The sequence below is a fragment of the uncultured Paraglaciecola sp. genome, from assembly GCF_913020055.1.
Lineage (GTDB): Bacteria > Pseudomonadota > Gammaproteobacteria > Enterobacterales > Alteromonadaceae > Paraglaciecola.
This window is the reverse complement of record NZ_CAJWCF010000009.1, coordinates 37,648-61,783: the sequence shown is the minus strand read 5'-3', so window position 1 is coordinate 61,783 and position 24,136 is coordinate 37,648. Positions and strand designations below refer to the sequence as shown.

Sequence of the window (24,136 nt, the reverse complement as noted above, 5' to 3'; positions counted from 1 at the left end):
ACATATAGGGTTAAGTCTGATAGTTCTGGGCTAAAAGTAGCGCTTAGGTTGTCGCCGCCGCTTTCTACCAAAACAAAGTCCAAGTTGGGGTGACGTTCTTGTAGGTCATCGATGGCCGCTAAATTCATTGATGCATCTTCGCGAATGGCGGTATGCGGGCAACCGCCAGTTTCTACTCCTAAAATTCGGTCTGCCGACAAGGCGCCATGACGGGTTAAAAACTCGGCGTCTTCTCGGGTATAGATATCGTTGGTGACCACGGCCATGTCATATTTGTCTCTTAGCTCAAGGCATAACATACGTAACAAAGCTGTTTTGCCTGATCCTACTGGACCACCTACACCAATTCGTAAAATTTGTTTATTTTTGCTCATTGCTCACTTCTTTTATAAATTAAATTGATTCGTTATGTTTTTTGTCACGTCTTTTATCTAGGACCGAAACAAACGTGTGTATTGTGTTTCATGCCAAGCACTGGCCATAGCTAAGCGAGGTAAGCTGGCCCCAATATTTTCATCCTCAACCTGGTTAGCTTTTTCGATGGCAGATTCGACTTGTTCGGTTAACTCAAACAGTAGGTTTTGCCCTTGCGTTTGACCTAATGGCACTAACTTAGTGGCTGCAGCGACTTGATTGTCGATAAAAGCCCAGCAAAAACCACTTTGCATGGCCGATAATTCAAGGCCAAATAGATAGGCACTTAATGCAAAGGCACTGACAAAACTGATTTCTTTTTCTCTGATTAACTGCACATATTTTTGGCTATCGATACTTTTAATATCTTTGAGCAAACGCATTAACGCTTTGCCCATAGCGACATCAGCTAAATACAATTCGTTGCTTTCACGGCAGGCTAGGGCGTGTTGATTCCATTTATGAAAACTGGAAAAATCATCTTCTACCAAGGCTTTTTGTAAGCGGTTTAATAAGGCTAGATCAGTACACGTAATCGACTGACTTAAGTTAAATTCTATCCATTCTTTAGTGGATTTTGGGTTGTTTATCCAACCCATTTCCACCGCATATTCCAAACCTTGAGAAAACGAAAATCCACCTACAGGCAAATTGGCACTGCATAGCTGAAGCAACCTGTTAAGGCGCAATGGGCTTTGACTGCCTCTTTTTTCAGGCATGTGAATGGGAATGACTGTGGCCATGACTTTGGCTTCCATATGCGCCGTTTTCTGGTTCAAATACCGCCGGTGTCCGATTAATAGATAAACCGTAGTTCTCAGCCAATTCTTCTAACACATGGTCGGGTTTAAAGCGCACCCATAACTCGCCAATTTGCAAAGAGGTGTGGCGATTACCTAAGTGATAACAGATGCGACTGAAGTCCATCCAGTCTGAGGCGATAGCGGTAGACACCTCTTCTGCTTTACCTTTTATTTCAATCAGTAAACCACATTCGGTTTTTAATACCTCACCGACCAATAAAGGGTGGCCACGCTGCATAAATATGCCCAAGGATTGGCCTTGGTCAGTGCTGATTTTAATTCGTGCCTTTTTACGGGTATCGTGATCTAAAGTGACTGAGTCATCAATCGGATCATGACTGTGAGAGAGGCGTTCAAATGCTTGTAACATGTATTAATTAAATCCTAATGCATTGTGCTTCATAGAACGTTCTATGCAGCACAATTAAAATAAACAGTAGCGCTGGGCTAATGGCAATACGGTAGCGGGTTCACAGGTGAGTAATTCACCATTGGCACGTACTTCATAGGTTTGTGCGTCTACTTCGATGTCGGGTTGCCAGCTATTGTGGATCATGTCGTCTTTGCCAATGTTACGAGTGTTTTTACATGTTCCAATCATACGTGTCATGCCTACTTTTTCTGGCACACCTAAATCGATTGAGGCCTTAGACATAAAGGTCATAGATGTTTTTGCCGAGGCAGAGCCAAATGAACCAAACATGGGGCGATAATAAACTGGTTGAGGCGTGGGGATCGAGGCATTAGCATCACCCATAGGGGCCGCTGCAATAAAGCCTGATTTGATGATCATCGCTGGTTTGATGCCAAAAAATGCTGGCTTCCATAATACCAAATCAGCCAACTTACCTACTTCAATCGAGCCAACTTCATGGCTAATGCCGTGACTGATCGCTGGGTTAATGGTGTATTTAGCGATGTAACGCTTGATCCTAAAATTATCATTACGCTCGGTATCTGGGGCTAACGGCCCTCTTTGTTGTTTCATTTTGTGCGCGGTTTGCCAGGTGCGAGTGATCATTTCACCCACACGACCCATAGCTTGTGAGTCAGAGGCAATCATACTGATAGCACCTAAATCATGCATGATGTCTTCGGCGGCGATGCTTTCTTTACGAATACGTGAGTCGGCAAAGGCAATATCTTCAGGGATCGATGGGTCGAGATGATGGCAAACCATCAACATATCCAAATGTTCCTCAATAGTATTGATGGTATACGGGCGCGTTGGGTTGGTAGATGACGGTAATACATTTGGCTCGCCGCATGCTCGAATAATATCTGGCGAATGCCCGCCCCCGGCGCCTTCTGTGTGATAGGTATGAATGGTGCGGCCTTTAAATGCACCTATAGTATCTTCAACAAAACCTGACTCATTTAAGGTGTCGGTGTGAATGGCAATTTGTACATCGTATTTTTCAGCTACCGATAAGCAGTTGTCTATGGCTGCGGGGGTGGTGCCCCAGTCTTCGTGCAGTTTTAGCCCACATACACCGGCTTCAATTTGTTCTTCTAAGGCTATGGGTAAACTCGCGTTACCTTTGCCTAAAAACCCAAAGTTCATTGGGAAATAGTTAGTGGCTTGCAACATTTTGTGAATATTCCAAGGCCCCGGTGTGCAAGTAGTTGCGTTAGTGCCTGTGGCAGGGCCAGTACCGCCACCTATCATAGTGGTGACACCCGACATTAAAGCTTCGTCGATTTGTTGTGGGCAAATAAAATGAATGTGCGCGTCTATGCCACCAGCCGTTAATATTTGACCTTCACCGGCAATCACTTCAGTGCCCGGGCCCACTTCGATATCAATATTGTCTTGAATGTCTGGATTACCGGCTTTACCTATTATGGCAATACGGCCATCTTTGATGCCGACATCGGCTTTGACTATGCCCCAGTGATCAACAATTAAAGCGTTAGTTATCACCAAATCTGGCGTTTCTTTACATGAGGCTTGGCTTTGGCCCATACCATCACGAATGACTTTACCACCGCCAAATTTCACTTCTTCGCCATAGGTTGTGGCGTCTTGCTCTACTTCAAGCCATAAGTCTGTATCAGCCAAGCGCACTCTGTCGCCTACTGTGGGGCCAAACATATGGGCATAGGCGTGTTTATCTATACTGGCCATAACTATAATGCTCCTTGAACTAAGGCTCTAAATCCATATACATGACGACGTCCTGCAAAAGGCACAAGTATCACTTCGCGCTCTTGTCCAGGTTCAAAACGTACTGCCGTGCCTGATGTGATGTCTAGGCGATAACCTTTACATTTTTCGCGATCAAAGCTCAGCGCAGCATTGGTTTCATAAAAATGATAGTGAGAGCCAACTTGAATGGGTCTATCACCAGAGTTGGCAACGGTGACGGCTAATTTTTCGCGCCCAACATTGAGTAAACGCTCGCCCGAGTCTGTTTTGATTTCACCTAGGATCATCTTTTGCGCTCTCTAAACAATGGGATTGTGCACTGTGACTAACTTAGTGCCGTCTGGGAAGGTGGCTTCAACTTGGACTTCTTTGATGAGTTCAGCAATGCCTTCCATTACCTGATCTCGGGTCAACAATGTGCGGCCATAGTCCATCATTTCTGCCACTGTTTTTCCTTCTCTTGCACCTTCCATGATTTCCATTGAAATATACGCCATGGCTTCTGGATAATTTAGCTTAACCCCACGTTTAAGGCGTCGTTCAGCTAATAATGCCGCAGTAAATAACAGTAGTTTGTCTTTTTCTCTTGGTAATAAATCCATCGTAATCTCTATGTTTTCAATTGGGTCTAATGAAAACTACCATTAGGTAAACCAAATTCTGGGTTGTATGCCTTGTTTTTCGATATACAAAGGGCGCACTAATTTCCACAGTTCAATAAATAAACTTTTGCATTGATGGGCTTGCTGCCCTAAATAACGTATCACTAACAGTTGTCGAATATTGGTAATGCTGATCAACTCGCTGGCGTCATGTTGAGAAACGACCTCTCTAAGCTGCTCAATCAGTAGTGTTCTTTGCTCGCTATTGACGTGTTCGCTAGGGGCATAAGCTAGAAATGTGCCAAACACAGTATTGCCAGCTAATCCAGCCGCGTGATGTTGAATATTACTGACGGGTTCAATCAAAACTTTATCGTGATAAATCAGAATGCCATCTCGATAAAGGTTATTGAGCTGGGTAAAGCGACCTTCGGTAAAGAAATCATTTGAGCTGGGCAGACCTAAACATGTCATATCCCAACCACAATAAACGCTAGAGTTTTGCAACCTAACCTCAACATTATTCACCCCATTTGCGAGGTTATACACTATGGTTTCGAGGGGGAAATGCTCACATTTAGCATTATCACTTAAGTTAATTTGCGTGATTTGAGTTTGTTTAGGATCACCAATAGATAAATCAGTGCGAGCCCGATAAAAACGATTTGCACCTGGCGTTGTTACCAAGGTATGAGCGTTTTTTTGCACATCGATTTTCACCTGCAACTCGTCGCCAGACACTATGCCTGCTGGTGGATGTAACAAGTATAAATGTGCACAATCTCTGCCTTCTGGATAAAAGGCTTTTTGAATAGTCAGAGGCCCACAACGTTTGGTTTTTGTCAGTTGGGTACCGTAAGGTGAATATCCCAACTGCAATTCCAAGCTGGCAAACCACTGACTTTTTACTATGTCTATTGCTGCTTCGGTCATCGGTTACCTAAATTAGAGCGCTTCAAATACTAATAAGCACTGTTTTAAACGGCTAAATACTGCCCCACTAATTCATCTGTTAGCCCAGTCATAGGGCCAGACGAGATCACTTGGCCTTTTTCCATCAATACAAACTCTTCACCTACTGCGCGGGCAAAAGGCAATTTTTGTTCGACCAAAATAATGGTCATGCCTTGTTCTTTATTCAATTTCAGTAATACATCACGGATTAACTGCACTATATTGGGCTGAATGCCTTCATTTGGTTCATCCAAAATAAGTACATCAGGATTAAGCACTAAAGCTCTTCCAATGGCGAGTTGCTGTTGCTGACCACCAGACAAATCGCCGCCACGTCTATGTAACATTTCCTTTAATACCGGAAACAGTTCAAATACATGTTCGGGTATGGTTTTGCTGGTTTGACGTTTGCAATTCAAACTGACCGTCAGGTTTTCTTCTACTGTTAACTGCGGAAAAATATGCCGCCCTTGGGGCACATAGCCTATACCAATATCTGGGCGTAATTCAACTGAACTATTGCTGATATCCTTGTCACCAAAAGTCAGTTTGCCAGAGCTAATAGGTAACAATCCCATAATGGTTTTTAGTAAAGTAGTTTTGCCTACACCGTTACGGCCCATGATGCAGGTGCGAGATCCTGGCTTTATGGCTAAGTCCAAGTCCCATAATATCTGGGTGCCACCGTATTTTTGATTGACTGCATTTAAGGTAATCATACTAGCCCTGCTCCTCACCTAAATACACCCGGATAACATCGGGATTGGCTTGAATTTCTGTCATTGAACCTTCTGCCAATACTGAACCTTGATGCAATACCGATACCTTTTTGGCGATGGAGCGCACAAAAGCCATATCGTGCTCTACCACCACTACTGAATGTTCGCCTGCTAAAGAGGTCAGTAATTCCGCAGTGCGCTCGGTTTCTTGGCCTGTCATGCCCGCGACGGGTTCATCCACCAGTAATACCCTTGGTTTGGCCGCGAGTAACATACCGATTTCTAGCCATTGTTTTTGCCCGTGAGATAATCTTCCCGCAGGATAGTGGCATTCAGCAACCAAGCCAATGGTGTATAGTATTTCGCCGATGCGATCTTTTTGTTCGCCACTTAACTTGTGAAATAAAGTGGTCCAAATACCTTTGTCACCTGTTAGGCTGAGTTCAATATTTTCAAACACCGATAATTCTTCAAATACTGTGGGTTTTTGAAATTTACGGCCAATGCCGGCCCTAGCAATTTCAGACTCATCTAATTGTAATAAATCGACTTTTTGTCCGAAGTTCACCTTGCCAGTATCGGGGCGGATTTTGCCCGTAATAACGTCCATTAACGTGGTTTTACCTGCTCCATTTGCGCCAATTAAGCAGCGCAATTCGCCGTCATTAATGTATAGGTTTAGGTTGTTCAGTGCTTTAAAACCATCAAAACTTAGATTGACGTCTTCTACATATAAAATGACTCCGTGGCGAGTATCGGGAACAATGTTTTCACTAGCCGTCAATGGAGATCCTGCTTTATCAATACTCATGATTTTGCCTCCACTGGGTCAGCTGTTTTAGCAAATTTCTGTTTGATACTAGGTATTAACCCTGCAATGCCTTTAGGTAGCAATAAGGTCACTAATACAAATAATCCGCCGAGGGCAAATAACCAAGCTTCGGGCATAATGGCAGTAAAACGCGTCTTAGCGTAGCTAACAATAATTGCGCCGATAATTGCGCCGTATAGAGAATTTCTGCCACCAACCGCTACCCAGATAACCATTTCTATTGAGTTGAGAGGAGAGAACTCACCGGGATTTATGATGCCCACTTGCGGTACGTATAACGCGCCTGCTAGGCCGGCTAACATGGCAGATACAACAAATATCCATACTTTATAGTGTTCGGGTTTATACCCCACAAACCGTACCCGGTTTTCAGAATCACGAATGGCAGTCACCACTCGGCCCATTTTTGATTTAACGATAAAATGACAAACACAATAAGCTAACCCTAAGGCAATAGCCGTGGCAATAAACAGACCCAATTTAGTGCTAGGTGATTGTAACGAGAAGCCAAAGATTTCTTTAAAGTCGGTGAGGCCATTGTTACCACCAAATCCCATTTCGTTGCGGAAAAAGGCTAACATTAATGCGTAGGTCATCGCTTGGGTCATAATGGATAGGTAAACCCCGCTCACCCGCGAGCGAAACGCTAAACTACCAAAAATGAAGGCCAACAACCCTGGGCCCAAAAACACCATACATACCATCCAAACTATGCTGTCTGATCCTACCCAAAACCAAGGTAATTCTGTCCAGTTTAGAAAGACCATAAAGTCGGGTAATTCAGGATTGCCATAAACCCCACGATCACCAATCTGACGCATGAGGTACATGCCCATGGCATATCCGCCTAAGGTAAAAAATGCACCATGTCCTAAGCTTAAAATTCCGCAATACCCCCAGACTAAGTCAACGGCTAAAGCAAGCAAGGCATAACATAGATATTTGCCTAATAAGCTAACGGTATAATCGCTCACATGTAGAGCGGATGACTCAGGAAAAATCAAATTACCTAAGGTCACTAGTAAAGTGGTGATAAATAACAGGCCAATAGTAAGATGTAGTGGATCTTTACTTTGAAACAGTGACGTTTGTTTGCTGTCTTCAGTGATAGAGGTATTCATTAGTCTGCAGACCGCCCTTTTTGTGGAAATAGTCCTTTGGGACGTTTTTGAATGAACAACACCAAACCAACTAGAACAATGATATTGGCTAATACTGAGCCTGTTAGGGGCTCAAGGAATTTGTTAGTCAAGCCAAGTGACATGGCTGCCACCAAAGTGCCCCATAAATTGCCTACCCCACCAAACACCACTACCAAGAATGAATCGATGATATAGGCCTGACCTAAGTTAGGCCCAACGTTGGTTAATTGGCTTAAAACCACGCCGGCTACTCCGGCAATGCCCGAGCCAAGACCAAAAGTAATCGCATCTACCCAATCACTTTTAATACTCAATGCCCTAGCCATATCACGGTTTTGGGAAACAGCACGCACATGTAATCCTAGGGAAGTTTTTTTAAGGATCATCAACAATGAAATAAACACAAAAATAGAAAATAGAATGATGTATAAACGATTAAAAGTGAGAGAAAAAATAGGGTTTATTTGCCATGAACCACTCATCCATTCAGGGCTAATGACTTGGCGATTAAGCGGTGAGAAAATAGTTCTAACCAGTTGCTGCAAAATCAGACTTATGCCGAAAGTTGCCAGCAGTGTTTCAAGAGGTCGACCTTTTAAAAAGCGTATTACCCCACGCTCGATAAGGATGCCTACACTGCCCGACACCAAAAATGCCGCGGGTATTGCAATGAGTAATGAATATTCAATTATTGAGGGAAAGGCTAATTGAATAACGTAAGTGGTATAAGCGCCTAACATGATCATTTCGCCGTGGGCCATATTGATTACCCCCATTACTCCAAAGGTAATGGCGAGCCCTATGGCTGCTAATAGCAATACTGAGCCTAGACTTAGGCCAAAAAACACGGTTTCTACTGCGCTATAGAAGCTGGCACTATTTTCAATTTCATCCAAAGTGTGGCTTAAAGCGTCTTTAAGAGTTTGCTGCTGCGTTGTTAATTCTTTTTCAGGCAGGTTTGCTAATAAACGAACCACTTCATTTTTGACTGTCGGCTCCAATGAACCACTGAGTTGCTCTAACGCCTCAATTTTTTGTTCAAATTTACCAGCCTTAAGTTGCTGCAGGGATAAGGTAGTGGACATCAGCGTTTTCACGTCTTGGTCTTTTTCGTGGTTGATCAACTCGGTGATGATAGCTGCGGATTCTTTGCTTGGAGAGCTGAGTAATTGCTGCACGGCTTTTAGCCGAATTTGTTTGTTAGCGTCAGTTAAGTCTATTTTGGCAATGACACTGCGCAAACTGCTGCGTAATTTGTTATTGGTTTTGATTTTAGATAGCTTAGATTTTTTGACATCTGTAAGCGATTGTTGGGTCAATACATCGGTTAATTGATAAAGCTTATTTTCAGCAACCTGAGCTCGAACAACTTGTTTATTAGACTTCAAGAAATATAGCTCACCGTCGAGCATGAATTGTAATAAATTACGAGTTTGCGGCTGTTTTGTTTGGGATATTTTCTCTAAGAGCGGCGCCATTTTACGCAGTTTGGTGTTGGGTAGCTGATTAACCAAAGCGCGCAATTCTGAATTGGCTTCAACATCTATGTCTGTTTGCAACGCATCACTTTGTGCAGAAATGACCAATAACAGCATTAATAAAAATATTCGGTGCATTACCTGTTCCTTGCTAGGTGTTTGGTATGAACTAAAAAAGTTCGACTTCCCCTGAAAAAACGAGAAGCCGAACAACTAGGGACTGTATTAATTAAAAATTATCAGTCACCGTCCTTAGACATAAACCTTAGAAATTTTGACCTGAACATTTGGCTGTTTTGACATCAAAGTTTCCACAACTAACGGGAGCCGTCCAATCAGAAACTAGATTTTTAGAGCTAGGTAAAAAGTCTGACCAAGCATCACCAATTACTGTGTCTGGGGTTTCCCATACCACTTCGAATTGACCATCTTCTTGGATTTCACCAATAAGGACTGGCTTAGATAGGTGATGGTTAGCATTCATGACGGCAGTACCACCAGTTAAGTTAGGCACAGCCACACCAATCATAGCTTGTTCAACCGCATCTACGTCTGTTGTACCGGCTTTTTCTACTGCTTTTACCCACATTTCAAAACCGATATAAGTCGCTTCCATTGGATCATTAGTGACGCGTTTGTCGTCCCCAATATACTTTTTCCATTGTGCAATAAAGGCATCGTTGCTTTCAGATTCAACACTTTGGAAATAATTCCAAGCGGCTAAGTGACCTACTAAAGGTTTAGTGTCGAAACCAGATAATTCTTCTTCACCGACTGAGAAAGCTACGACTGGAATATCTTCTGCAGAAATCCCTTGGTTGCCCAGTTCTTTATAGAAAGGAATGTTGGCATCACCGTTGATAGTTGATACCACAGCAGTTTTCTTGCCTTGTGAACCAAACTTTTTGATATCTGACACTATGCCCTGCCAATCAGAGTGACCGAAAGGTGTGTAGTTGATCATGATGTCTTCAGCTTTCACGCCTTTTGCTAATAGGTAAGCTTCAAGAATTTTGTTGGTGGTACGCGGGTAAACATAATCTGTCCCTGCTAATACCCAACGAGTCGCACCTATATCATTCATCAAATAGTCAACAGCTGGAATGGCTTGTTGGTTAGGCGCTGCGCCCGTGTAAAAAACATTTTTAGAAGACTCTTCGCCTTCGTATTGTACTGGGTAAAACAATAAACCATTAAGCTCTTCGAGCACTGGTAATGCTGACTTACGCGATACTGAAGTCCAGCAACCAAAAATGACGTCTACTTTGTCTTTGGCTAATAATTCACGGGTTTTTTCTGCAAATAATGGCCAATTTGATGCAGGGTCAACCACTACAGGCTCAAGCATTTTACCTAGTACTCCGCCCTTTTTGTTTTGTTCTTCAATCATCATTAACACAGTGTCTTTCAGTGTGGTTTCACTGATGGCCATGGTGCCTGATAAAGAATGTAGGACACCTACTTTGATGGTGTCAGCAGCGATGGATACTTGTGTAACTAAGCTGCTAGCAATGATTGAGCTAGCAACTATGAGTTTTGTAAATTTCATGACTTTTTCCTATTTAGATTGTCGTTTTTATTTTGAATAAACGTAAAAGAATCCGATTTAAAAGGTGATAAGGGCTTCAACGGCTAAGTAGTTAACATCTACGTCGTTTATTTCATCCATTCGGTATTCAAAAACCATTAATAAGTTGTCGTTTACAGAGAAGCTTGGGGAAATGGTGATACCAGACGCATCTTCAAAAGAAGCGCCAGTGGCATCTTCAACTTCATAATCGTGGTAACGAGCGGTTAGGCCAAAAGAATCGAAAGCGTAATTAGCCATCAATAGAAAACCATCAGCTTCACTTCCGGCGAAAGCTGTATCTTCCGATGAGTTGTATTCAACTGCTAAGGTTAAAGCATCAGCTGAGTAAGCAGCCCAAGTGTTAATCATCTTAGTATCGCCATCTACAGAGTAAAAACCTTTAACTGTAAAGTTTTCAGTAGGCATAAAGGCCACCATAGTTTCAATGCCTGGATGCTCTGTATCTGTTGATTGAGGGCCTGCTAAATCGTTAACTACAGATACTGCGACTGCAAATTTGTCACCGCTATATAATGCAGACACGCCTTGTTGATAGTAGCCGTAGAAATACTGGGCATAACCTGTACCTGAGTACTGGAACAATCCAGTAGGCTCTTCTGTTTCCCAGCCTGAATAACTTAAAAAACGACCTGCTTTGATACTAAAGTTGTCGGATATGGCGTAAGAAATAAAGGCTTGCTCAACATCTACTCCTTCAGCGGCGTTTTGGTATTCAACATCAACAGTCGCGGTTAATTTATTGCCAAAATCATAAGCAAAATTTAATTCAACCTGATCAATGCCAGAATCATGAGTCGAACCCGCTCCATCTACACCGATAGATAAGTAAGACATATCAATAAAACCACTAACACTTAGGTTGTCTGCTGACAATTCAGCTTGTGCGGCAGTTATTGTGCCTAGTAACAGAGCAGCTGCTACAGGCGTGAATTTAGTGCAAAATTTCATATGTATATTCCAAGTGTTTTAAAGTTTAAAATTGAGTTTGGGTTATCTTTTTTGAGTGATAACTCTGCAACTGCTAGGTTTTTTGTAGCGGTGTTAAGTATCTATGCTTTGGTCAACAACAAATATGGGCAGAAGTGCGCAATGGACTACGTCAAACTACGCATATTCCTGCGCTTTGAAGTTGTGTAGACTTTAAATAACCTGTGTATAGATAAGTTGCACTTATCGCCGCCACGCTTGAGATAAAAAACCCCCTTCATGCAATCCAATAAAAAAATTCTGGCCACAAGAAGAACCTATAACAAGCTTGTTGCTAACGAGATGATGGAGGACTTTGCCTTACGTTTTACCGCTAAAAGGGCACGTATTTGGTCTTTAGGCCGCATAGCCAATACAGCATTGGGAATAGTGTCTTTTCTGGTTTTAGAGGCGATTGGTGGGGCAATCACTCTAAATTTTGGTTTTGCTAATTCAGCCTGGGCAATTTTATCGGTTATTTTTGTGGTGTTTTTGACCGGATTACCCATCAGTTATTACGCGGCTAAATATGGTGTCGATATTGATTTATTAAGCCGTGGAGCAGGCTTTGGTTATATTGGTTCAACGATTGCTTCACTTATCTATGCGTCCTTTACCTTTATTTTTTTTGCTCTTGAAGCCGCCATTATGTCTATGGCGCTGCAAATTTTATTTGGTATGCCTTTATCCATAGCTTACGTTGTCAGCGCGTTAGTGGTCTTGCCTTTGGTAACCCATGGGATTGCCTATATCAGTCGTTTTCAGGTGTGGAGCCAACCGTTTTGGGTGGTATTACAACTGACTCCTTTGTATTTTGTTTTCACTCATCCTGATAGCGATTTACAGCAGTGGTTAGGATTCACTGGTGCAGCAGGAGAGCAAGGGCAAGGGTTTAATCTTTTATTATTTGGCGGTGCGTCGGCTGTAGTGTTGTCGTTAGTGGCACAAATCGGTGAGCAGGTAGATTTTTTACGTTTTCTGCCAGAAAAGCCCAAACAGGGTCAATGGCGATGGTGGACAGCGCTTATTTTGGCAGGTCCAGGTTGGATTATATTTGGTGCCTTAAAGTTGTTTTTAGGTTCATTTTTAGCCTATTTTGCTTTAGCGCAGGGGGTGTCGGTGGACTTAGCGGATGATCCGGCACACATGTATAACCTCGCCTTTAGTCTAGTATTCGACAACCCGACCTTAGCGGTAATTGTGGCCTGTACGTTTGTGGTGATATCGCAGCTTAAGATTAATGTGGCCAACGCTTACGCTGGATCGTTGGCTTGGTCTAATTTTTTCTCCCGTGTTACCCGCAATCATCCCGGTCGTGTGGTGTGGATGGTGTTTAATGTTGCCATCGCTTTGTTGCTCATGGAGCTAGGTATTTATCAGACAATTGAGAGCATGTTGTCGGTCTATTCGGTGATTGTTTTGGCCTGGTTAAGCTCAGTAACTGCTGACCTATTAATCAATAAACCTTTGGGAATAAGCCCACCCCACATCGAATTTAAACGCTCAGGTCTATATGATATTAACCCTGTTGGCGTAGGTTCTATGTTAATAGCCACTTTTTGTGGATTTACTGCTCATTTTGGTTGGTATGGTGAGACCGCTAAGGCTTTAGGGTCGTTTATTGCTTGTGGGTTACCTTTTATTACAGTACCTCTTATAGGTTATTTAACCAAAGGCCGTTTTTATCTTGTAGACAATCAACAGGTTCCCATCATTCAAAGTACTCGTTGTCATATCTGTGAGAATACCTTCGACCATGAAGACATGGCCTATTGCCCCGCTTATCAAAAGCCAATCTGTTCTTTATGTTGCTCTCTAGATGTACGTTGCGGCGACCAATGCCGGCCAGAAGGCACTATTTCCAATCAATCTCAGCATTTCTTTCAACGTTTTTTGACCACCGATTTACTCAGAGTCATGACCACTCCAATGGCCCAATTTATAGGCGTAACACTGAGTTTGAGTGTAATAGGAGCGGGTATTTTGTTTTTGATTTATTTGCAGGTACCAGTAGATGATGTAGCTGTTAAACAAGTCTTTGCTACCACGTTGGTTAAGATATTTTTCCTATTGTTGATCATCATTGGTGTAGTCAGTTGGTTGTTTATTTTAGCGCGTATTGGCAATCGTTCGGCGCTTAAAGAGCTGCGTTCCTTAGCCAACGCATTGGTGAAAGAAAGCAGCGCCCATGAAAAAACCTCGTTGGCCTTGCAAGATGCAAAAGTAAAAGCCGAAACGGCAAATGAAGCAAAAAGTCGCTATCTAGCTGGGCTAAGTCATGAGCTAAGAACTCCACTGAATGTGATGTTAGGTTATGCCCAGTTACTCAGTCAAGATGACACTTTTCCACAGGCTCAACGTGAAACTTTGGGTATTGTTAAACGCAATGGTGAGCATCTTGCTGATCTGATAGAAGGTTTATTGGAAATCTCAAAAATCGAAGCGGGCAGGCTTACCTTGCAACGTGATGAGATCAATTTAAAGGCGATTTTACAGCAGCTGATTGATATGTTTCAAATGAAGGCTGCACAAAAAAACATCGAATTTATTTATCAGCCTTGTTCAAACCTTCCAGATTATGTAGCGACGGATAAGCAACGCTTCAGGCAGATATTAATTAACCTCATTTCTAATGCTATCAAATACACAGAGCGGGGCTCAGTGACATTAAAGATAAGTTACCGTAACCAGGTCGCAAACTTCAGTGTGATTGATACTGGCATTGGTATATCCGAACAGGATCGTGAGTCTATATTTAAACCTTTTGAACAGGTCAGAAATGCGCATACTCAGGCGATTGGAGGTGCGGGGTTAGGATTAACTATATCCCGTTCATTAACTGAGTTGATGGGCGGAGAAATCACCGTTAAAAGTACTCTAGGACAAGGATCTACCTTTAATTTTAGATTAATGCTGGTGGAATTAAATAAAAATGAAAATGCACCAGAATACACCCAAGCCAAAGCAATTGGTTATAAGGAAGAGCCGAAAACAATATTGGTAGTTGACGATGAGCAACACCAACGACAATTACTTGCAGACCTTCTCAGGCCCTTAGGATTTGAGGTTTTGCTAGCAGAACATGCAGCTAAAGGGTTGGAGATGCTAACGGAATATCAAATTTCACTAATTATTATGGATGTAAGAATGCCAAATATGGATGGTTGGCAAATGGTCAAAGAAGTCCGAGACCGTGGTTATGTTATGCCTGTTTTAATGGTCTCAGCCAATGCCCGTGATACTCAAAGTAATATGGCTGGCGAACATTTTCACAATGGATATATGGCCAAGCCTGTTAATTTGATTGCACTATTAGGAAAAGTTGGGGAGTTGATTAACATACAATGGCAATATGCAGAAACTGTAGAAAACCAAGGTGTCACGGCTGAACAAACTAACAACTCAAAAAATCCGGTTACGAATCATCAATATAAAATACTAATTTCATTGGCAGAAATTGGCTATCTATCTGGATTTAAAAATAAATTTGCAGAATTGCATACCCAATATCTATTTCCTGTGGAAGTCACCTCACAAATTAACGAATACGTTGCTTTGTGTAATTTTCCAAAAATTATCGGTTACCTTGAAGAATTGTGTAATGAATAACAAAATGAACAATGTGGTGTTGGTAGTAGATGACTCTCCTGAATCCTTGGGCATGCTCAATGTGGCTTTAAACAATCAGGGCTATACCGCTCTTGTCGCTCTGAATGGCGCTCAGGCACTTTCTATCGCCGAAAAAATTGAGCCTGATGTTGTGTTGATGGATGCCGTTATGCCGGAAATGGATGGATTTGAAACCTGTCGCCGATTAAAACTTCAGCGGCCTAATACTCCAATAATATTTATGACCGGGCTCACTGATGTCGAAGATGTAGTGAAAGGTTTCGAAGCTGGTGGGATAGATTATGTGACTAAACCTATTTCACCTGATGAAGTCATAGCGCGGATTAAAACCCATATTCAAACTGCAAAATTGGCGCTAAGTGCACAAGATGCTTTAGATCACGCAGGCAGTAATGTGTTCTGCGTGACTGATCAAGGGCGGTTATCTTGGGCAACACCCAGAGCGCACCAGCTAATCGATGATTTTGCTGGCGACGATATGAGCCCATGGGCCACGTTGTCCGACTTATTAAAAGGTTGGTTGACAACAGGCGGCCGTCAAAACCTAAAGGTGAAGTGTTTTGTGACATCTTTTGAAATTATGTATGAGCGTCAGCAAAACGATAAACATATGCTTAAGGTGGTTGAGGAGAAAATTGAAAAAGCGCCTTTAGACTTGCAGCAACATCTACCCATCACTAAGCGCGAATCTGAAGTGTTATATTGGGTGTCTTACGGTAAGACTAACTGGGAGATTTCACAAATTTTGTCTATGAGTCCACGCACAGCAAATAAACATCTCGAACAAATTTACAAGAAATTAGGGGTCGATAATAGAACATCTGCCGCGGCTATCTCGATTCGAATATTGGAGTCATAGAGATAACAGGTTGGACTTGTGGTGGCAGTTAGTTTCTTTATACTGCGCCTCAACAAAGTGAGGGTTAATGAGCGACATTACACAGCTTCTGCAAAACAACAAAGAATGGTCGGAAGAACTAAAAAGTTCCGACCCCGAATTTTTTAACGAGTTATCCAAGCGTCAAACACCTGAATATTTATGGATAGGCTGTTCTGATAGCCGTGTTCCTGCGAATCAAATTGTTGGCCTGATCCCCGGTGATATATTTGTGCATCGTAATGTAGCGAATCTAGTGGTTCACACTGATTTTAATTGTTTATCTGTGTTGCAATATGCAGTAGATGTGCTCAAAGTAAAACACGTGATTGTATGTGGCCACTATGGCTGTGGTGGTGTGGAAGCGGCGCTGCAAGATCAACAATTTGGCTTAATCGACAACTGGTTGGGGCATATTAAAGATATTGTTTATAAACACAGAGAAGAACTCTCGAGTCTCAACGAGCACGATAAGTCGGCTCGGCTTTGTGAGCTTAACGTGCTTGAACAAGCAGATAACGTTAAACGCAGCAATATTGTAAAAGACGCGCTGAAGCGTGGTCAGCCTCTGCAAGTTCACAGTTGGATTTATAGTTTACGTAATGGACGTTTAAAGGATTTATCAAAGGTAACAAAACAGGAGTAAGTTGATGTTCAAGTATTTCCTAAGTGGGTGTTTTTTGTTCATTTCAACCTTTAGTTTTGCTGAACAACAAACATGGTATTTTGTACGCCATTTTGAAAAACAGAAAAGTGATAATCCAAGCCTAACCGAAACAGGTAAAGCAAGGGCTTTAGCACTATCCGCGTTTTTTTCTGACAAATCACTGAGCAAAGTTTATTCGACTGACTACAATCGAACGCAAGAGACCGCGACTCCAGTTGCGGAGCTAAAAAGTTTACAAATAGAATCCTACGATCCCAGAAAATTAGCTGAGTTTGCTACCGAGTTAAAAACTCAAAATGATATTCTTGTGGTAGGGCACAGCAATACCACACCCGAATTGTTGGGATTAATGGGTGGCCCTAGCATCAAAATTGAAGAGACTGAATATGGCACACTCTATGTGTTGCAAAGCAAAGATTCAGTTCTAAGTTCAACAAGTTTTGAAATTTCCTTGAAATAGTATTTAACTTTTTCTACTTACCCTTGTTATACCCAAACCACCTCAAAATGTGCATTTTGAGGTGGTTTGGGTATAGAATATTGGCATTAATTTGTTTTAGGACGTTTTCTAGTGAATGGAATCATTCGTATCGGCTTTTTTGCTGCGCTAATTTTTACCTCTTGTTTTACCAACTCAAAAGAATTACCACTTGAAAGTTTTAGCCAACTTCCCAGTTATATTCGACCCAACCTGTCTCCTAGTGGTAATAAAATAGCCTACATTAGAAACTATCAATCACCTGAAATCGCAGTATTGACTACTGTTGATTTATTGACGGGTAAAAAGCAGTACATAGTCAAATCTGATAACGAAGAACGAAAAATTCGTTGGTTTACTTGGGTGAATGAAAAAACACTGATAGTCAGCATAGTATTTGCCGCAAAAAGATATGGTACAGATACAACTGAAACTCGTCTTTTGGCAATCGATATAGATGGTGAAGAGCCAGTACAAAGGCAAGTTGTGAAGACGAAAAGAGGCATTTACGATGATGGTCATGTTTCTCAGTTTCAAGATTCCGTTGTATCCTTTTTGCCAGATGATCCTGAACATGTGTTGATGGAATTGGACTTAGACGTCGCTAATTTGCCTGGCGTTTATAAGATCAATGTTAATTCAGGTAGGCAGTCACGTATTATCAAAGGGAAAATGTCAGTAAGAAGCTGGATGGCCGATCGCCAAGGTAACTTACGTTTAGGTGAAGCATTAAGTTATAAAACTGGCGAAGCTGCTATTCGAGTACGAATAGGTGATGATGAAAAGTGGCATAAAATGTTTGAGCATAATGCCCTAGAAGAGCCCGGCATTACCCCACTTGGATTCGCTAAAGACCCTAATTTTCTGTATTACAATGCTTATCAAAATGATAAAAAAGCATTATTTAAAATCCACCTTCCTAGTAAAGAAACCACTTTGGTTTTTGCTGATGAAAACTATGATGTTGATGGTTCATTAATTTATTCGAAAAAAACCAATGATGTAATCGGTGTTTTTCACTCGAATAGTGAAGACGGACGAATTTATTGGGATGACTCAATTGCAAAGTTTCAACAATCGTTAAACGCAGCGTTGCCAGATAGTGATGTTTATTTAGTTGATTTTAGCCAAGACGAGAATGTCTACTTGCTGTACACAGAAAACGACTACACACCAGGTGTGTATTATTTAGGTAACCGCAAAGATAAGTCTGTGACACCAATTTTAGAGCAATTCCCGGCATTATTGCCAGAAGTTCTGACCGAGCATAAATTTGTGACTTATCCAGCTAGAGATGTTACTGAGCTTGAAGGTTACTTAACATTTCCGCTAAATGTAGATGGGCCTGTATCAGCAATTTTACACCCACATGGAGGACCGGGCGCTCGGGAAAGTGACGGGTTTGATTATTGGACCTCATTTTTTGCTAACCGTGGATACGCCGTGTTTAGATCTAATTTTAGAGGTTCGACGGGATACGGTTACGAATTCGCTCAGAGTCAAATGAAGGGCTGGGGTTTAACAATGCAAGATGACTTGACCGATGCTGCTAATTGGTTGGTTGAACAGAAAATTGCGAAGCCTAACAGTATGTGTATTGTTGGAGCGAGTTATGGTGGTTATGCAGCTGCTATGGCTGCAGTTAAAACTCCCGACTTATTTCAGTGCGCAATTAGTTTTGCTGGGGTAACAAACTTGAAAAAATTGGTCTCAAGAAGTCGAAGGTACACCAATAGTAAATTTGTTAAAAATCAAATTGGTGATGATTCGGACGACCTTGAGGCGCGCTCGCCTTATTATCAAGCTGAAAAAGTTAAAATTCCTATGTTGTTTTTGCACGGTGAAGATGACCGAATTGTCGATGTTGAACAAAGTCGTATGATGGTTGACGAATTACAAGACTTAGATAAACCTGTGGAATACATAGAGTTTGAAAGTGGTGATCACTATTTGTCTATTCAAAGAAACAGGCATGCTGCGTTTAAGGCGATGGATGCTTTTTTGAAAAGGCATTTAGCAGACTAAATGCTTTTATAAGCACCGAGTAAAACAGTTAGCTAAAAATTCTAAGCACTTGCAATAGGCAGTGCTAAAATCCTCAGCCTTAAAAATCACTGGTACCAACATGTCATCCAATCACAATTCTACTTCAAACCAAACAAAGCCTGATATTGGCTTATTTGAGTTTGTTGCGCTTATGGCATTGATGACGTCTTTGGTTGCTTTGAGCATAGATGCAGTTTTGCCTGCAATGTCTCAAATTGCTGCTGATTTAGAAATTACTGATCCCAGGCAAAGTCATTTAATCGTCTCGCTATTTTTTATTGGTATGGCTTTTGGTCAGCTCTATTACGGACCTTTATCTGATGACAAAGGCCGGCGTTACGCCATACTTTCTGGTTTGATAGTGTTTGCCATCGGCTCAATCGTTTGTATGAATGCCGAATCGTTAGAGGTGATGTTAGTTGGCCGTGTTATTCAAGCTTTTGGTGTATCAGGGCCAAGAATTGCGACATTAGCCGTGATCAGAGATAAGTATGAAGGCGAAGCCATGGCAAGAGTCATGTCTTTTATCATGATGGTTTTTATACTTGTGCCTATGTTGGCGCCTATTTTTGGTCAAACAATTTTGTTTTGGTTTTCATGGCAGCATATTTTTTCATCATTTTTGCTTTTTGGTTTATTAACGGGCTTATGGTTTTTTATTCGCCAACCAGAAACGTTACCTAAAGAAAAGCGTCTACCTTTTAGTTGGTCGCAATTGAGGATTTCTAGTAAATTTATTCTGACCCATAAACTTGTGATGTTTTATACACTCTCGGCTGGCATTATTTTTGGTGCCTTTTTGGCTTATATCAGTTCATCGCAAACTATATTCCAACAAATTTATGATACCGGTGAATTGTTCCCTATGTATTTTGCCATGTTGGCTTTCTCAATAGGTTTGGCATCTTTTATCAATGGTACATTAGTCATGCGTTTGGGCATGCGTAAATTGTGTACTTGGGCAATGTTAGGTTGGTTACTGTTTTCTACATTGCTAACCGTTTTATGTTTGGTTAATGATGGCGTTCCGCCTTTGTGGCAGTTTGTTTCTACCTTGTTTTGTGCCTTTTTCTGCATTGGAATTTTGTTTGGTAACATCAATGCAATGGCTATGCAGCCTTTGGGTGGGATGGCTGGATTAGGCGCGGCTATTATTGGATCATTAAGCAGTATAGTTTCAGTGCTTACTGCTGTTTTGGTCGGCAGTTTTATTGAGTCTTCGATCACACCCGTAGCTTTAGGGTTTTTAGGTTTTGGCTGTTTGTCTTTTACGTTTTATTGGTACGCAAATAAATCCCGTTCAGAACTTTAAATTCATAATTTGTTCATCTTTTATTCAGCACCTTATGGTTATCTTTAAGCTGAATCGACGGTTTGATTCTTATACATCCCTTCATTGTTTGATTTTGCGCGTCTTGTAACAAGCATTACCATTTATTGGTGTTTACTTGGCGCTTTTTTATGTATACGCCAATACATCGTATAAATCTTATTTCACTAAGCGGATATTAGGTCTAGAGATTTGATTCTCTAAAATGTCGACTAGCTTTGACGATCTGTAACCATTTTTTACTCTGTCGTAGCCTATGTGTTTCATTCCCAATTGCTGACAAAACTTGTAAATAGTCATGAAGTCATCTTTACCCAAATTTTCATTGGTGTTGGATAAATGTGAATCGATAAACATTTGATGACCGTTCGCAGTTAGGCTAGCAATGGCAGAGTATGGGTCTCCATAATTTTTAGACTTTAGTGCTCTGACCATTTTAACTTCAAAGAACCAATCATCTATTTGAGAAATTCGCGTTATTGAGTTGTCCATATTTAATCCCAGTGTGTAGAGGTATTAATTAGGTTTTGCAACTCGTAGGCCAAAGTCGCAGCCCACTATAATGGCGAGATATAGATTGCAGGCGCTTAAAAGAGTCTTGTTTTTGCAACAGTGATGATATTTATGGTGGCCGTCAGCTAAAAGAGCTTGGGTTATGTTTGTTTTTTATACAAATATATCTGAAGACCTTTAGAATTAATGGTTTTGAGGTGTCTCTATTTGCATACGTGGCGCTTTGGGAAACTTTTTTTAGGTATAAAAAAGCCCAGCCAAATTGGCTGGGCAAGAGGGCTTTTATCAAGCACCTTACGACAGAAATCGTTTTAAAATATCAATATGTAGAGTCGCTTATGCTGACGCGACAATTGTTTTCATATCAGTCATATAACCACGTAGCTTAGCGCCAACTGTTTCTACACCGTGTTCTCTAATAGTTTTGTTGATATCAACAAGTTTTTTGTTATCAACACTGTTAGTCGCAGTTGTATAGGCCTTACCAATAAGGTCAGTACCAATACTAGGCATCAGTTTTTCAGCTAAAAGTGGGATAGCTGCATTGGCGAATAAGTAGTTACCGTATTCAGCTGTATCTGAAATCACAACGTTCATTTCGTATAAACGTTTACGCGCGATAGTGTTCGAAATTAATGGTGTTTCATGCAATGACTCGTAGTAAGCAGACTCTGGTAAAATACCCGCTTCAACCATGACATCGAAAGCGAGTTCAACACCAGACTTGATCATCGCCACTAAAAATACACCGTGGTCGAAATATTCTTGTTCATCAATGTTGCCATCAAATGTAGGTGACTTTTCAAAACCTGTTTGGCCGGTTTCTTCACGCCATTTAAGCAAGTTCGCATCGCCATTGGCCCAATCTTCCATCATAGTGCGAGAAAATTCACCGCTGATAATGTCGTCTTGATGTTTGCCAAAAAGAGGACGAAGTAATTCAGTTAATTGTTCAGATAATTCAAACGCTTTTACTTTAGCTGGGTTAGAAAGTCTGTCCATCATATTGGTGACCCCACCAATTTTTAATGCTTCAGTAATTGTTTCTAAACCGTCTTGGATCAATTTACCTGCATAACCCGCATCGATGCCATTAGCGACCATTTTTTCGTAGCCTAAAACTGCAGCCACTTGTTGCATACCACATAAAATAGTTTGCTCACCCATAAGGTCAGACTTCACTTCGGCAACAAAAGAAGATTCAAGCACACCTGCACGATCACCACCAGTTGCAGAAGCTAATGCTTTAGCAATATCCCAACCTTGACCTTGAGGATCGTTTTCTGGATGCACAGCAATTAATGTAGGTACGCCGAAACCACGTTTGTATTCTTCGCGTACTTCAGTGCCTGGGCATTTAGGTGCACACATCACAACTGTTAAGTCAGCGCGAATTTGTTGACCTTCTTCAACAATATTAAAACCGTGTGAATAACCTAAAGTCGCGCCTTTTTTCATAAGAGGCATAACCGCTTCCACTACGCTTGAGTGTTGTTTGTCTGGCGTAAGGTTATACACAATGTCAGCAGTAGGGATAAGTTCTTGATAGGTGCCAACGGTAAAGCCGTTACCACTAGCACGTTGGAAAGATTCACGCTTTTCATCGATTGCTGCTTGGCGCAATGTATAAGAGATATCTAGACCAGAGTCACGCATGTTCAAACCTTGGTTCAAACCTTGTGCACCACAACCTACTATGACAATTTTTTTGCCTTTCAGAAAATCACAACCTGTTGAAAACTCAGAACGCTGCATAAAACGACAACGACCAATTTGGTCAAGTTGCTGACGTAAAGATAATGTATTGAAATAATTTGCCATGGGTAAATTCCTAGTCTTAGTTAAGTGCAAGTTAGTGAGTCACTTGCGATGCTCGGATAATAGAGCTAAACCTATGTTGTTTAAAATGATATATTTGAAATATTATGTTGCATAAAACGCAACAGTATTGAAAAAAGGCAATTAGATGGATATTCGCAGCTTAGAATTGTTTCAACATTTGGCCAGTAGTTTACATTTTAGTAAAACTGCGGAATCAATGTTTGTCAGCCCTTCTACTTTGAGTCGTTCAATTCAAAGGCTTGAAGAGGAATGCGGTACTACTTTATTCGCGCGGGATAATCGTAAGGTAAAACTCACTGCTGCTGGTTCAAAACTTCTGGGTTTCTCTCAGCAAATTTTGACTGAATGGAAAAAAGTAAAATGGGAGCTACAACAGGAGCATCAGCAGTTACAAGGTGAGCTGAGTTTATTTTGTTCGGTGACTGCAAGCCAAAGTCATTTGCCCGGTTTATTGGATAATTTTCGACATAAATATCCACAAGTTGAAATTAAGTTGAGTACCGGAGATCCAGCGTTGTCAGTCAGTAAAGTGATGCAACAAGAGGTTGATGCGGCCATTGCTATTTACACGCCTGATTTTCCTGCTGAGTTGGAGTTTCTGTCATTGGGTGAAATACCGCTGTTACTCATAGCCTCCAAAGACACCTTGTTAAATCGTTTAGAACAAGTGGACTGGCGTCAACATTCGTTCATTTTACCCGAGTCGGGTCCATCCAAGCGTATTGTGCACCATTGGTTTGCTGAGCAAGGCATAAGACCTAGAGTGTATGCCACAGTGGCTGGCAATGAAGCGATAGTGAGTATGGTCGCCCTAGGTTGTGGCTTGGGCATAGTTCCCGAGGTTGTGTTGGACTACTCCACTATAGGTCAAAAAGTAAATCGCATTAAATTAGATGATATTGAGCCTTATCAGCTGGGTTTGTGCTGCCTGAAAAAAAGAGCAAAAGAGCCAGCCATCCAAGCGTTGTTTAATTGTTAATTTGTCCAGTTGCCTACCATACCAATATCCAGCGCCATGGCTTCTAAATCATCGATATAAAACATAGTAGGCGGAAGATGACCGCTTGGTGCATTCATCGTAAATGATGAACAATATCGTTCAG

General features: G+C 41.5%; 22 protein-coding genes. 7 read left to right on the top strand and 15 right to left on the bottom strand.

Annotation, left to right across the window (positions count from 1 at the left end; translation table 11 throughout):
- The 13 genes from QZ488_RS03620 to QZ488_RS03560 all read right to left on the bottom strand — a co-directional run.
- A partial coding sequence (locus tag QZ488_RS03620) for a GTP-binding protein (RefSeq protein ID WP_293746323.1) occupies positions 1-374 on the bottom strand: 374 nt, incomplete at its 3' end.
- A gap of 57 nt (positions 375-431) precedes the next feature.
- The gene (locus QZ488_RS03615) at positions 432-1,172 is read right to left on the bottom strand and encodes an urease accessory protein UreF (protein ID WP_366508974.1); all 741 of its coding nucleotides are present in this window, start codon (positions 1,170-1,172) and stop codon (positions 432-434) included.
- Positions 1,126-1,587, bottom strand: a complete 462-nt coding sequence (ureE, locus tag QZ488_RS03610; RefSeq protein ID WP_293746320.1) for an urease accessory protein UreE — start codon at positions 1,585-1,587, stop codon at positions 1,126-1,128. The genes QZ488_RS03615 and ureE overlap by 47 nt, the downstream gene beginning before the upstream one ends.
- 54 nt (positions 1,588-1,641) lie before the next feature.
- Entirely contained in the window at positions 1,642-3,345 is a 1,704-nt protein-coding gene (ureC, locus tag QZ488_RS03605) for an urease subunit alpha (protein WP_293746319.1), read from the bottom strand.
- A gap of 2 nt (positions 3,346-3,347) precedes the next feature.
- Positions 3,348-3,653, bottom strand: coding sequence for an urease subunit beta (locus QZ488_RS03600; protein WP_293746317.1), 306 nt, complete (start codon positions 3,651-3,653; stop codon positions 3,348-3,350).
- A 12-nt stretch (positions 3,654-3,665) separates the two neighbouring features.
- Complete coding sequence (ureA, locus tag QZ488_RS03595) at positions 3,666-3,968, bottom strand: urease subunit gamma (RefSeq protein ID WP_293746315.1); 303 nt, start codon at positions 3,966-3,968, stop codon at positions 3,666-3,668.
- Positions 3,969-4,010: 42 nt separating this feature from the next.
- Positions 4,011-4,901: an urease accessory protein UreD gene (locus QZ488_RS03590; protein WP_293746313.1), complete on the bottom strand. Its 891-nt coding sequence runs from the start codon at positions 4,899-4,901 to the stop codon at positions 4,011-4,013.
- Between the two features lie 44 nt (positions 4,902-4,945).
- Positions 4,946-5,641: an urea ABC transporter ATP-binding subunit UrtE gene (gene urtE, locus QZ488_RS03585; protein WP_293746311.1), complete on the bottom strand. Its 696-nt coding sequence runs from the start codon at positions 5,639-5,641 to the stop codon at positions 4,946-4,948.
- Position 5,642: 1 nt separating this feature from the next.
- On the bottom strand, positions 5,643-6,452 hold the full coding sequence (gene urtD / locus QZ488_RS03580) for an urea ABC transporter ATP-binding protein UrtD (protein WP_293746309.1): 810 nt from the start codon (positions 6,450-6,452) through the stop codon (positions 5,643-5,645).
- Positions 6,449-7,594 (bottom strand): urea ABC transporter permease subunit UrtC, encoded by a 1,146-nt coding sequence (gene urtC, locus QZ488_RS03575; RefSeq protein ID WP_293746308.1) that lies wholly within the window; start codon positions 7,592-7,594, stop codon positions 6,449-6,451. The genes urtD and urtC overlap by 4 nt, the downstream gene beginning before the upstream one ends.
- Positions 7,594-9,231: an urea ABC transporter permease subunit UrtB gene (urtB, locus tag QZ488_RS03570; RefSeq protein ID WP_293746306.1), complete on the bottom strand. Its 1,638-nt coding sequence runs from the start codon at positions 9,229-9,231 to the stop codon at positions 7,594-7,596. The genes urtC and urtB overlap by 1 nt, the downstream gene beginning before the upstream one ends.
- Positions 9,232-9,358: 127 nt before the next feature.
- A complete protein-coding gene (gene urtA / locus QZ488_RS03565; protein WP_293746304.1) occupies positions 9,359-10,642 on the bottom strand; it encodes an urea ABC transporter substrate-binding protein in 1,284 nt (427 codons plus the stop codon).
- Positions 10,643-10,699: 57 nt separating this feature from the next.
- Positions 10,700-11,632 (bottom strand): porin, encoded by a 933-nt coding sequence (locus QZ488_RS03560; protein ID WP_293746302.1) that lies wholly within the window; start codon positions 11,630-11,632, stop codon positions 10,700-10,702.
- 258 nt (positions 11,633-11,890) lie between these two features.
- Between QZ488_RS03560 and QZ488_RS03555 the strand changes: the two genes are divergently transcribed.
- The 6 genes from QZ488_RS03555 to QZ488_RS03530 all read left to right on the top strand — a co-directional run bounded on the left by QZ488_RS03555 (position 11,891) and on the right by QZ488_RS03530 (position 20,660).
- Positions 11,891-15,259 (top strand): ATP-binding protein, encoded by a 3,369-nt coding sequence (locus QZ488_RS03555; protein ID WP_293746300.1) that lies wholly within the window; start codon positions 11,891-11,893, stop codon positions 15,257-15,259.
- A complete protein-coding gene (locus tag QZ488_RS03550; RefSeq protein ID WP_293746298.1) occupies positions 15,252-16,139 on the top strand; it encodes a response regulator transcription factor in 888 nt (295 codons plus the stop codon). The genes QZ488_RS03555 and QZ488_RS03550 overlap by 8 nt, the downstream gene beginning before the upstream one ends.
- Positions 16,140-16,206: 67 nt before the next feature.
- Positions 16,207-16,803 carry a carbonate dehydratase gene (gene can / locus QZ488_RS03545; RefSeq protein ID WP_293746296.1) on the top strand — a complete coding sequence of 199 codons (597 nt, stop codon included), beginning with the start codon at positions 16,207-16,209 and terminating at the stop codon, positions 16,801-16,803.
- A gap of 4 nt (positions 16,804-16,807) precedes the next feature.
- Positions 16,808-17,284 carry a histidine phosphatase family protein gene (locus tag QZ488_RS03540; protein ID WP_293746294.1) on the top strand — a complete coding sequence of 159 codons (477 nt, stop codon included), beginning with the start codon at positions 16,808-16,810 and terminating at the stop codon, positions 17,282-17,284.
- Between the two features lie 111 nt (positions 17,285-17,395).
- Positions 17,396-19,327 carry a prolyl oligopeptidase family serine peptidase gene (locus tag QZ488_RS03535; protein ID WP_293746292.1) on the top strand — a complete coding sequence of 644 codons (1,932 nt, stop codon included), beginning with the start codon at positions 17,396-17,398 and terminating at the stop codon, positions 19,325-19,327.
- A 100-nt stretch (positions 19,328-19,427) separates the two neighbouring features.
- On the top strand, positions 19,428-20,660 hold the full coding sequence (locus QZ488_RS03530) for a multidrug effflux MFS transporter (RefSeq protein WP_293746291.1): 1,233 nt from the start codon (positions 19,428-19,430) through the stop codon (positions 20,658-20,660).
- Between the two features lie 177 nt (positions 20,661-20,837).
- Here QZ488_RS03530 and QZ488_RS03525 read toward each other — a convergent pair whose 3' ends face one another.
- Both QZ488_RS03525 and ilvC read right to left on the bottom strand, forming a co-directional pair.
- A complete protein-coding gene (locus tag QZ488_RS03525) occupies positions 20,838-21,170 on the bottom strand; it encodes a hypothetical protein (RefSeq protein ID WP_293746289.1) in 333 nt (110 codons plus the stop codon).
- Positions 21,171-21,527: 357 nt separating this feature from the next.
- On the bottom strand, positions 21,528-23,012 hold the full coding sequence (ilvC, locus tag QZ488_RS03520) for a ketol-acid reductoisomerase (RefSeq protein WP_293746287.1): 1,485 nt from the start codon (positions 23,010-23,012) through the stop codon (positions 21,528-21,530).
- A 145-nt stretch (positions 23,013-23,157) separates the two neighbouring features.
- On the opposite strand from ilvC, the gene ilvY reads away from it, so the two are divergent.
- Positions 23,158-24,012, top strand: a complete 855-nt coding sequence (gene ilvY, locus QZ488_RS03515; RefSeq protein WP_293746286.1) for an HTH-type transcriptional activator IlvY — start codon at positions 23,158-23,160, stop codon at positions 24,010-24,012.
- Positions 24,013-24,136 lie beyond the last annotated feature (124 nt).

What these genes read in the sequence shown, in the direction of transcription:
- QZ488_RS03615 (WP_366508974.1), bottom strand. Translation starts at nt 1,172, where the DNA reads ATGGAAGCCAAAGTCATGGCCACAGTCATTCCCATTCACATGCCTGAA.
- ureE (WP_293746320.1), bottom strand. Translation starts at nt 1,587, where the DNA reads ATGTTACAAGCATTTGAACGCCTCTCTCACAGTCATGATCCGATTGAT.
- ureC (WP_293746319.1), bottom strand. Translation starts at nt 3,345, where the DNA reads ATGGCCAGTATAGATAAACACGCCTATGCCCATATGTTTGGCCCCACA.
- QZ488_RS03600 (WP_293746317.1), bottom strand. Translation starts at nt 3,653, where the DNA reads ATGATCCTAGGTGAAATCAAAACAGACTCGGGCGAGCGTTTACTCAAT.
- ureA (WP_293746315.1), bottom strand. Translation starts at nt 3,968, where the DNA reads ATGGATTTATTACCAAGAGAAAAAGACAAACTACTGTTATTTACTGCG.
- QZ488_RS03590 (WP_293746313.1), bottom strand. Translation starts at nt 4,901, where the DNA reads ATGACCGAAGCAGCAATAGACATAGTAAAAAGTCAGTGGTTTGCCAGC.
- urtE (WP_293746311.1), bottom strand. Translation starts at nt 5,641, where the DNA reads ATGATTACCTTAAATGCAGTCAATCAAAAATACGGTGGCACCCAGATA.
- urtD (WP_293746309.1), bottom strand. Translation starts at nt 6,452, where the DNA reads ATGAGTATTGATAAAGCAGGATCTCCATTGACGGCTAGTGAAAACATT.
- urtC (WP_293746308.1), bottom strand. Translation starts at nt 7,594, where the DNA reads ATGAATACCTCTATCACTGAAGACAGCAAACAAACGTCACTGTTTCAA.
- urtB (WP_293746306.1), bottom strand. Translation starts at nt 9,231, where the DNA reads ATGCACCGAATATTTTTATTAATGCTGTTATTGGTCATTTCTGCACAA.
- urtA (WP_293746304.1), bottom strand. Translation starts at nt 10,642, where the DNA reads ATGAAATTTACAAAACTCATAGTTGCTAGCTCAATCATTGCTAGCAGC.
- QZ488_RS03560 (WP_293746302.1), bottom strand. Translation starts at nt 11,632, where the DNA reads ATGAAATTTTGCACTAAATTCACGCCTGTAGCAGCTGCTCTGTTACTA.
- QZ488_RS03555 (WP_293746300.1), top strand. Translation starts at nt 11,891, where the DNA reads ATGCAATCCAATAAAAAAATTCTGGCCACAAGAAGAACCTATAACAAG.
- QZ488_RS03550 (WP_293746298.1), top strand. Translation starts at nt 15,252, where the DNA reads ATGAATAACAAAATGAACAATGTGGTGTTGGTAGTAGATGACTCTCCT.
- can (WP_293746296.1), top strand. Translation starts at nt 16,207, where the DNA reads ATGAGCGACATTACACAGCTTCTGCAAAACAACAAAGAATGGTCGGAA.
- QZ488_RS03540 (WP_293746294.1), top strand. Translation starts at nt 16,808, where the DNA reads ATGTTCAAGTATTTCCTAAGTGGGTGTTTTTTGTTCATTTCAACCTTT.
- QZ488_RS03530 (WP_293746291.1), top strand. Translation starts at nt 19,428, where the DNA reads ATGTCATCCAATCACAATTCTACTTCAAACCAAACAAAGCCTGATATT.
- QZ488_RS03525 (WP_293746289.1), bottom strand. Translation starts at nt 21,170, where the DNA reads ATGGACAACTCAATAACGCGAATTTCTCAAATAGATGATTGGTTCTTT.
- ilvC (WP_293746287.1), bottom strand. Translation starts at nt 23,012, where the DNA reads ATGGCAAATTATTTCAATACATTATCTTTACGTCAGCAACTTGACCAA.
- ilvY (WP_293746286.1), top strand. Translation starts at nt 23,158, where the DNA reads ATGGATATTCGCAGCTTAGAATTGTTTCAACATTTGGCCAGTAGTTTA.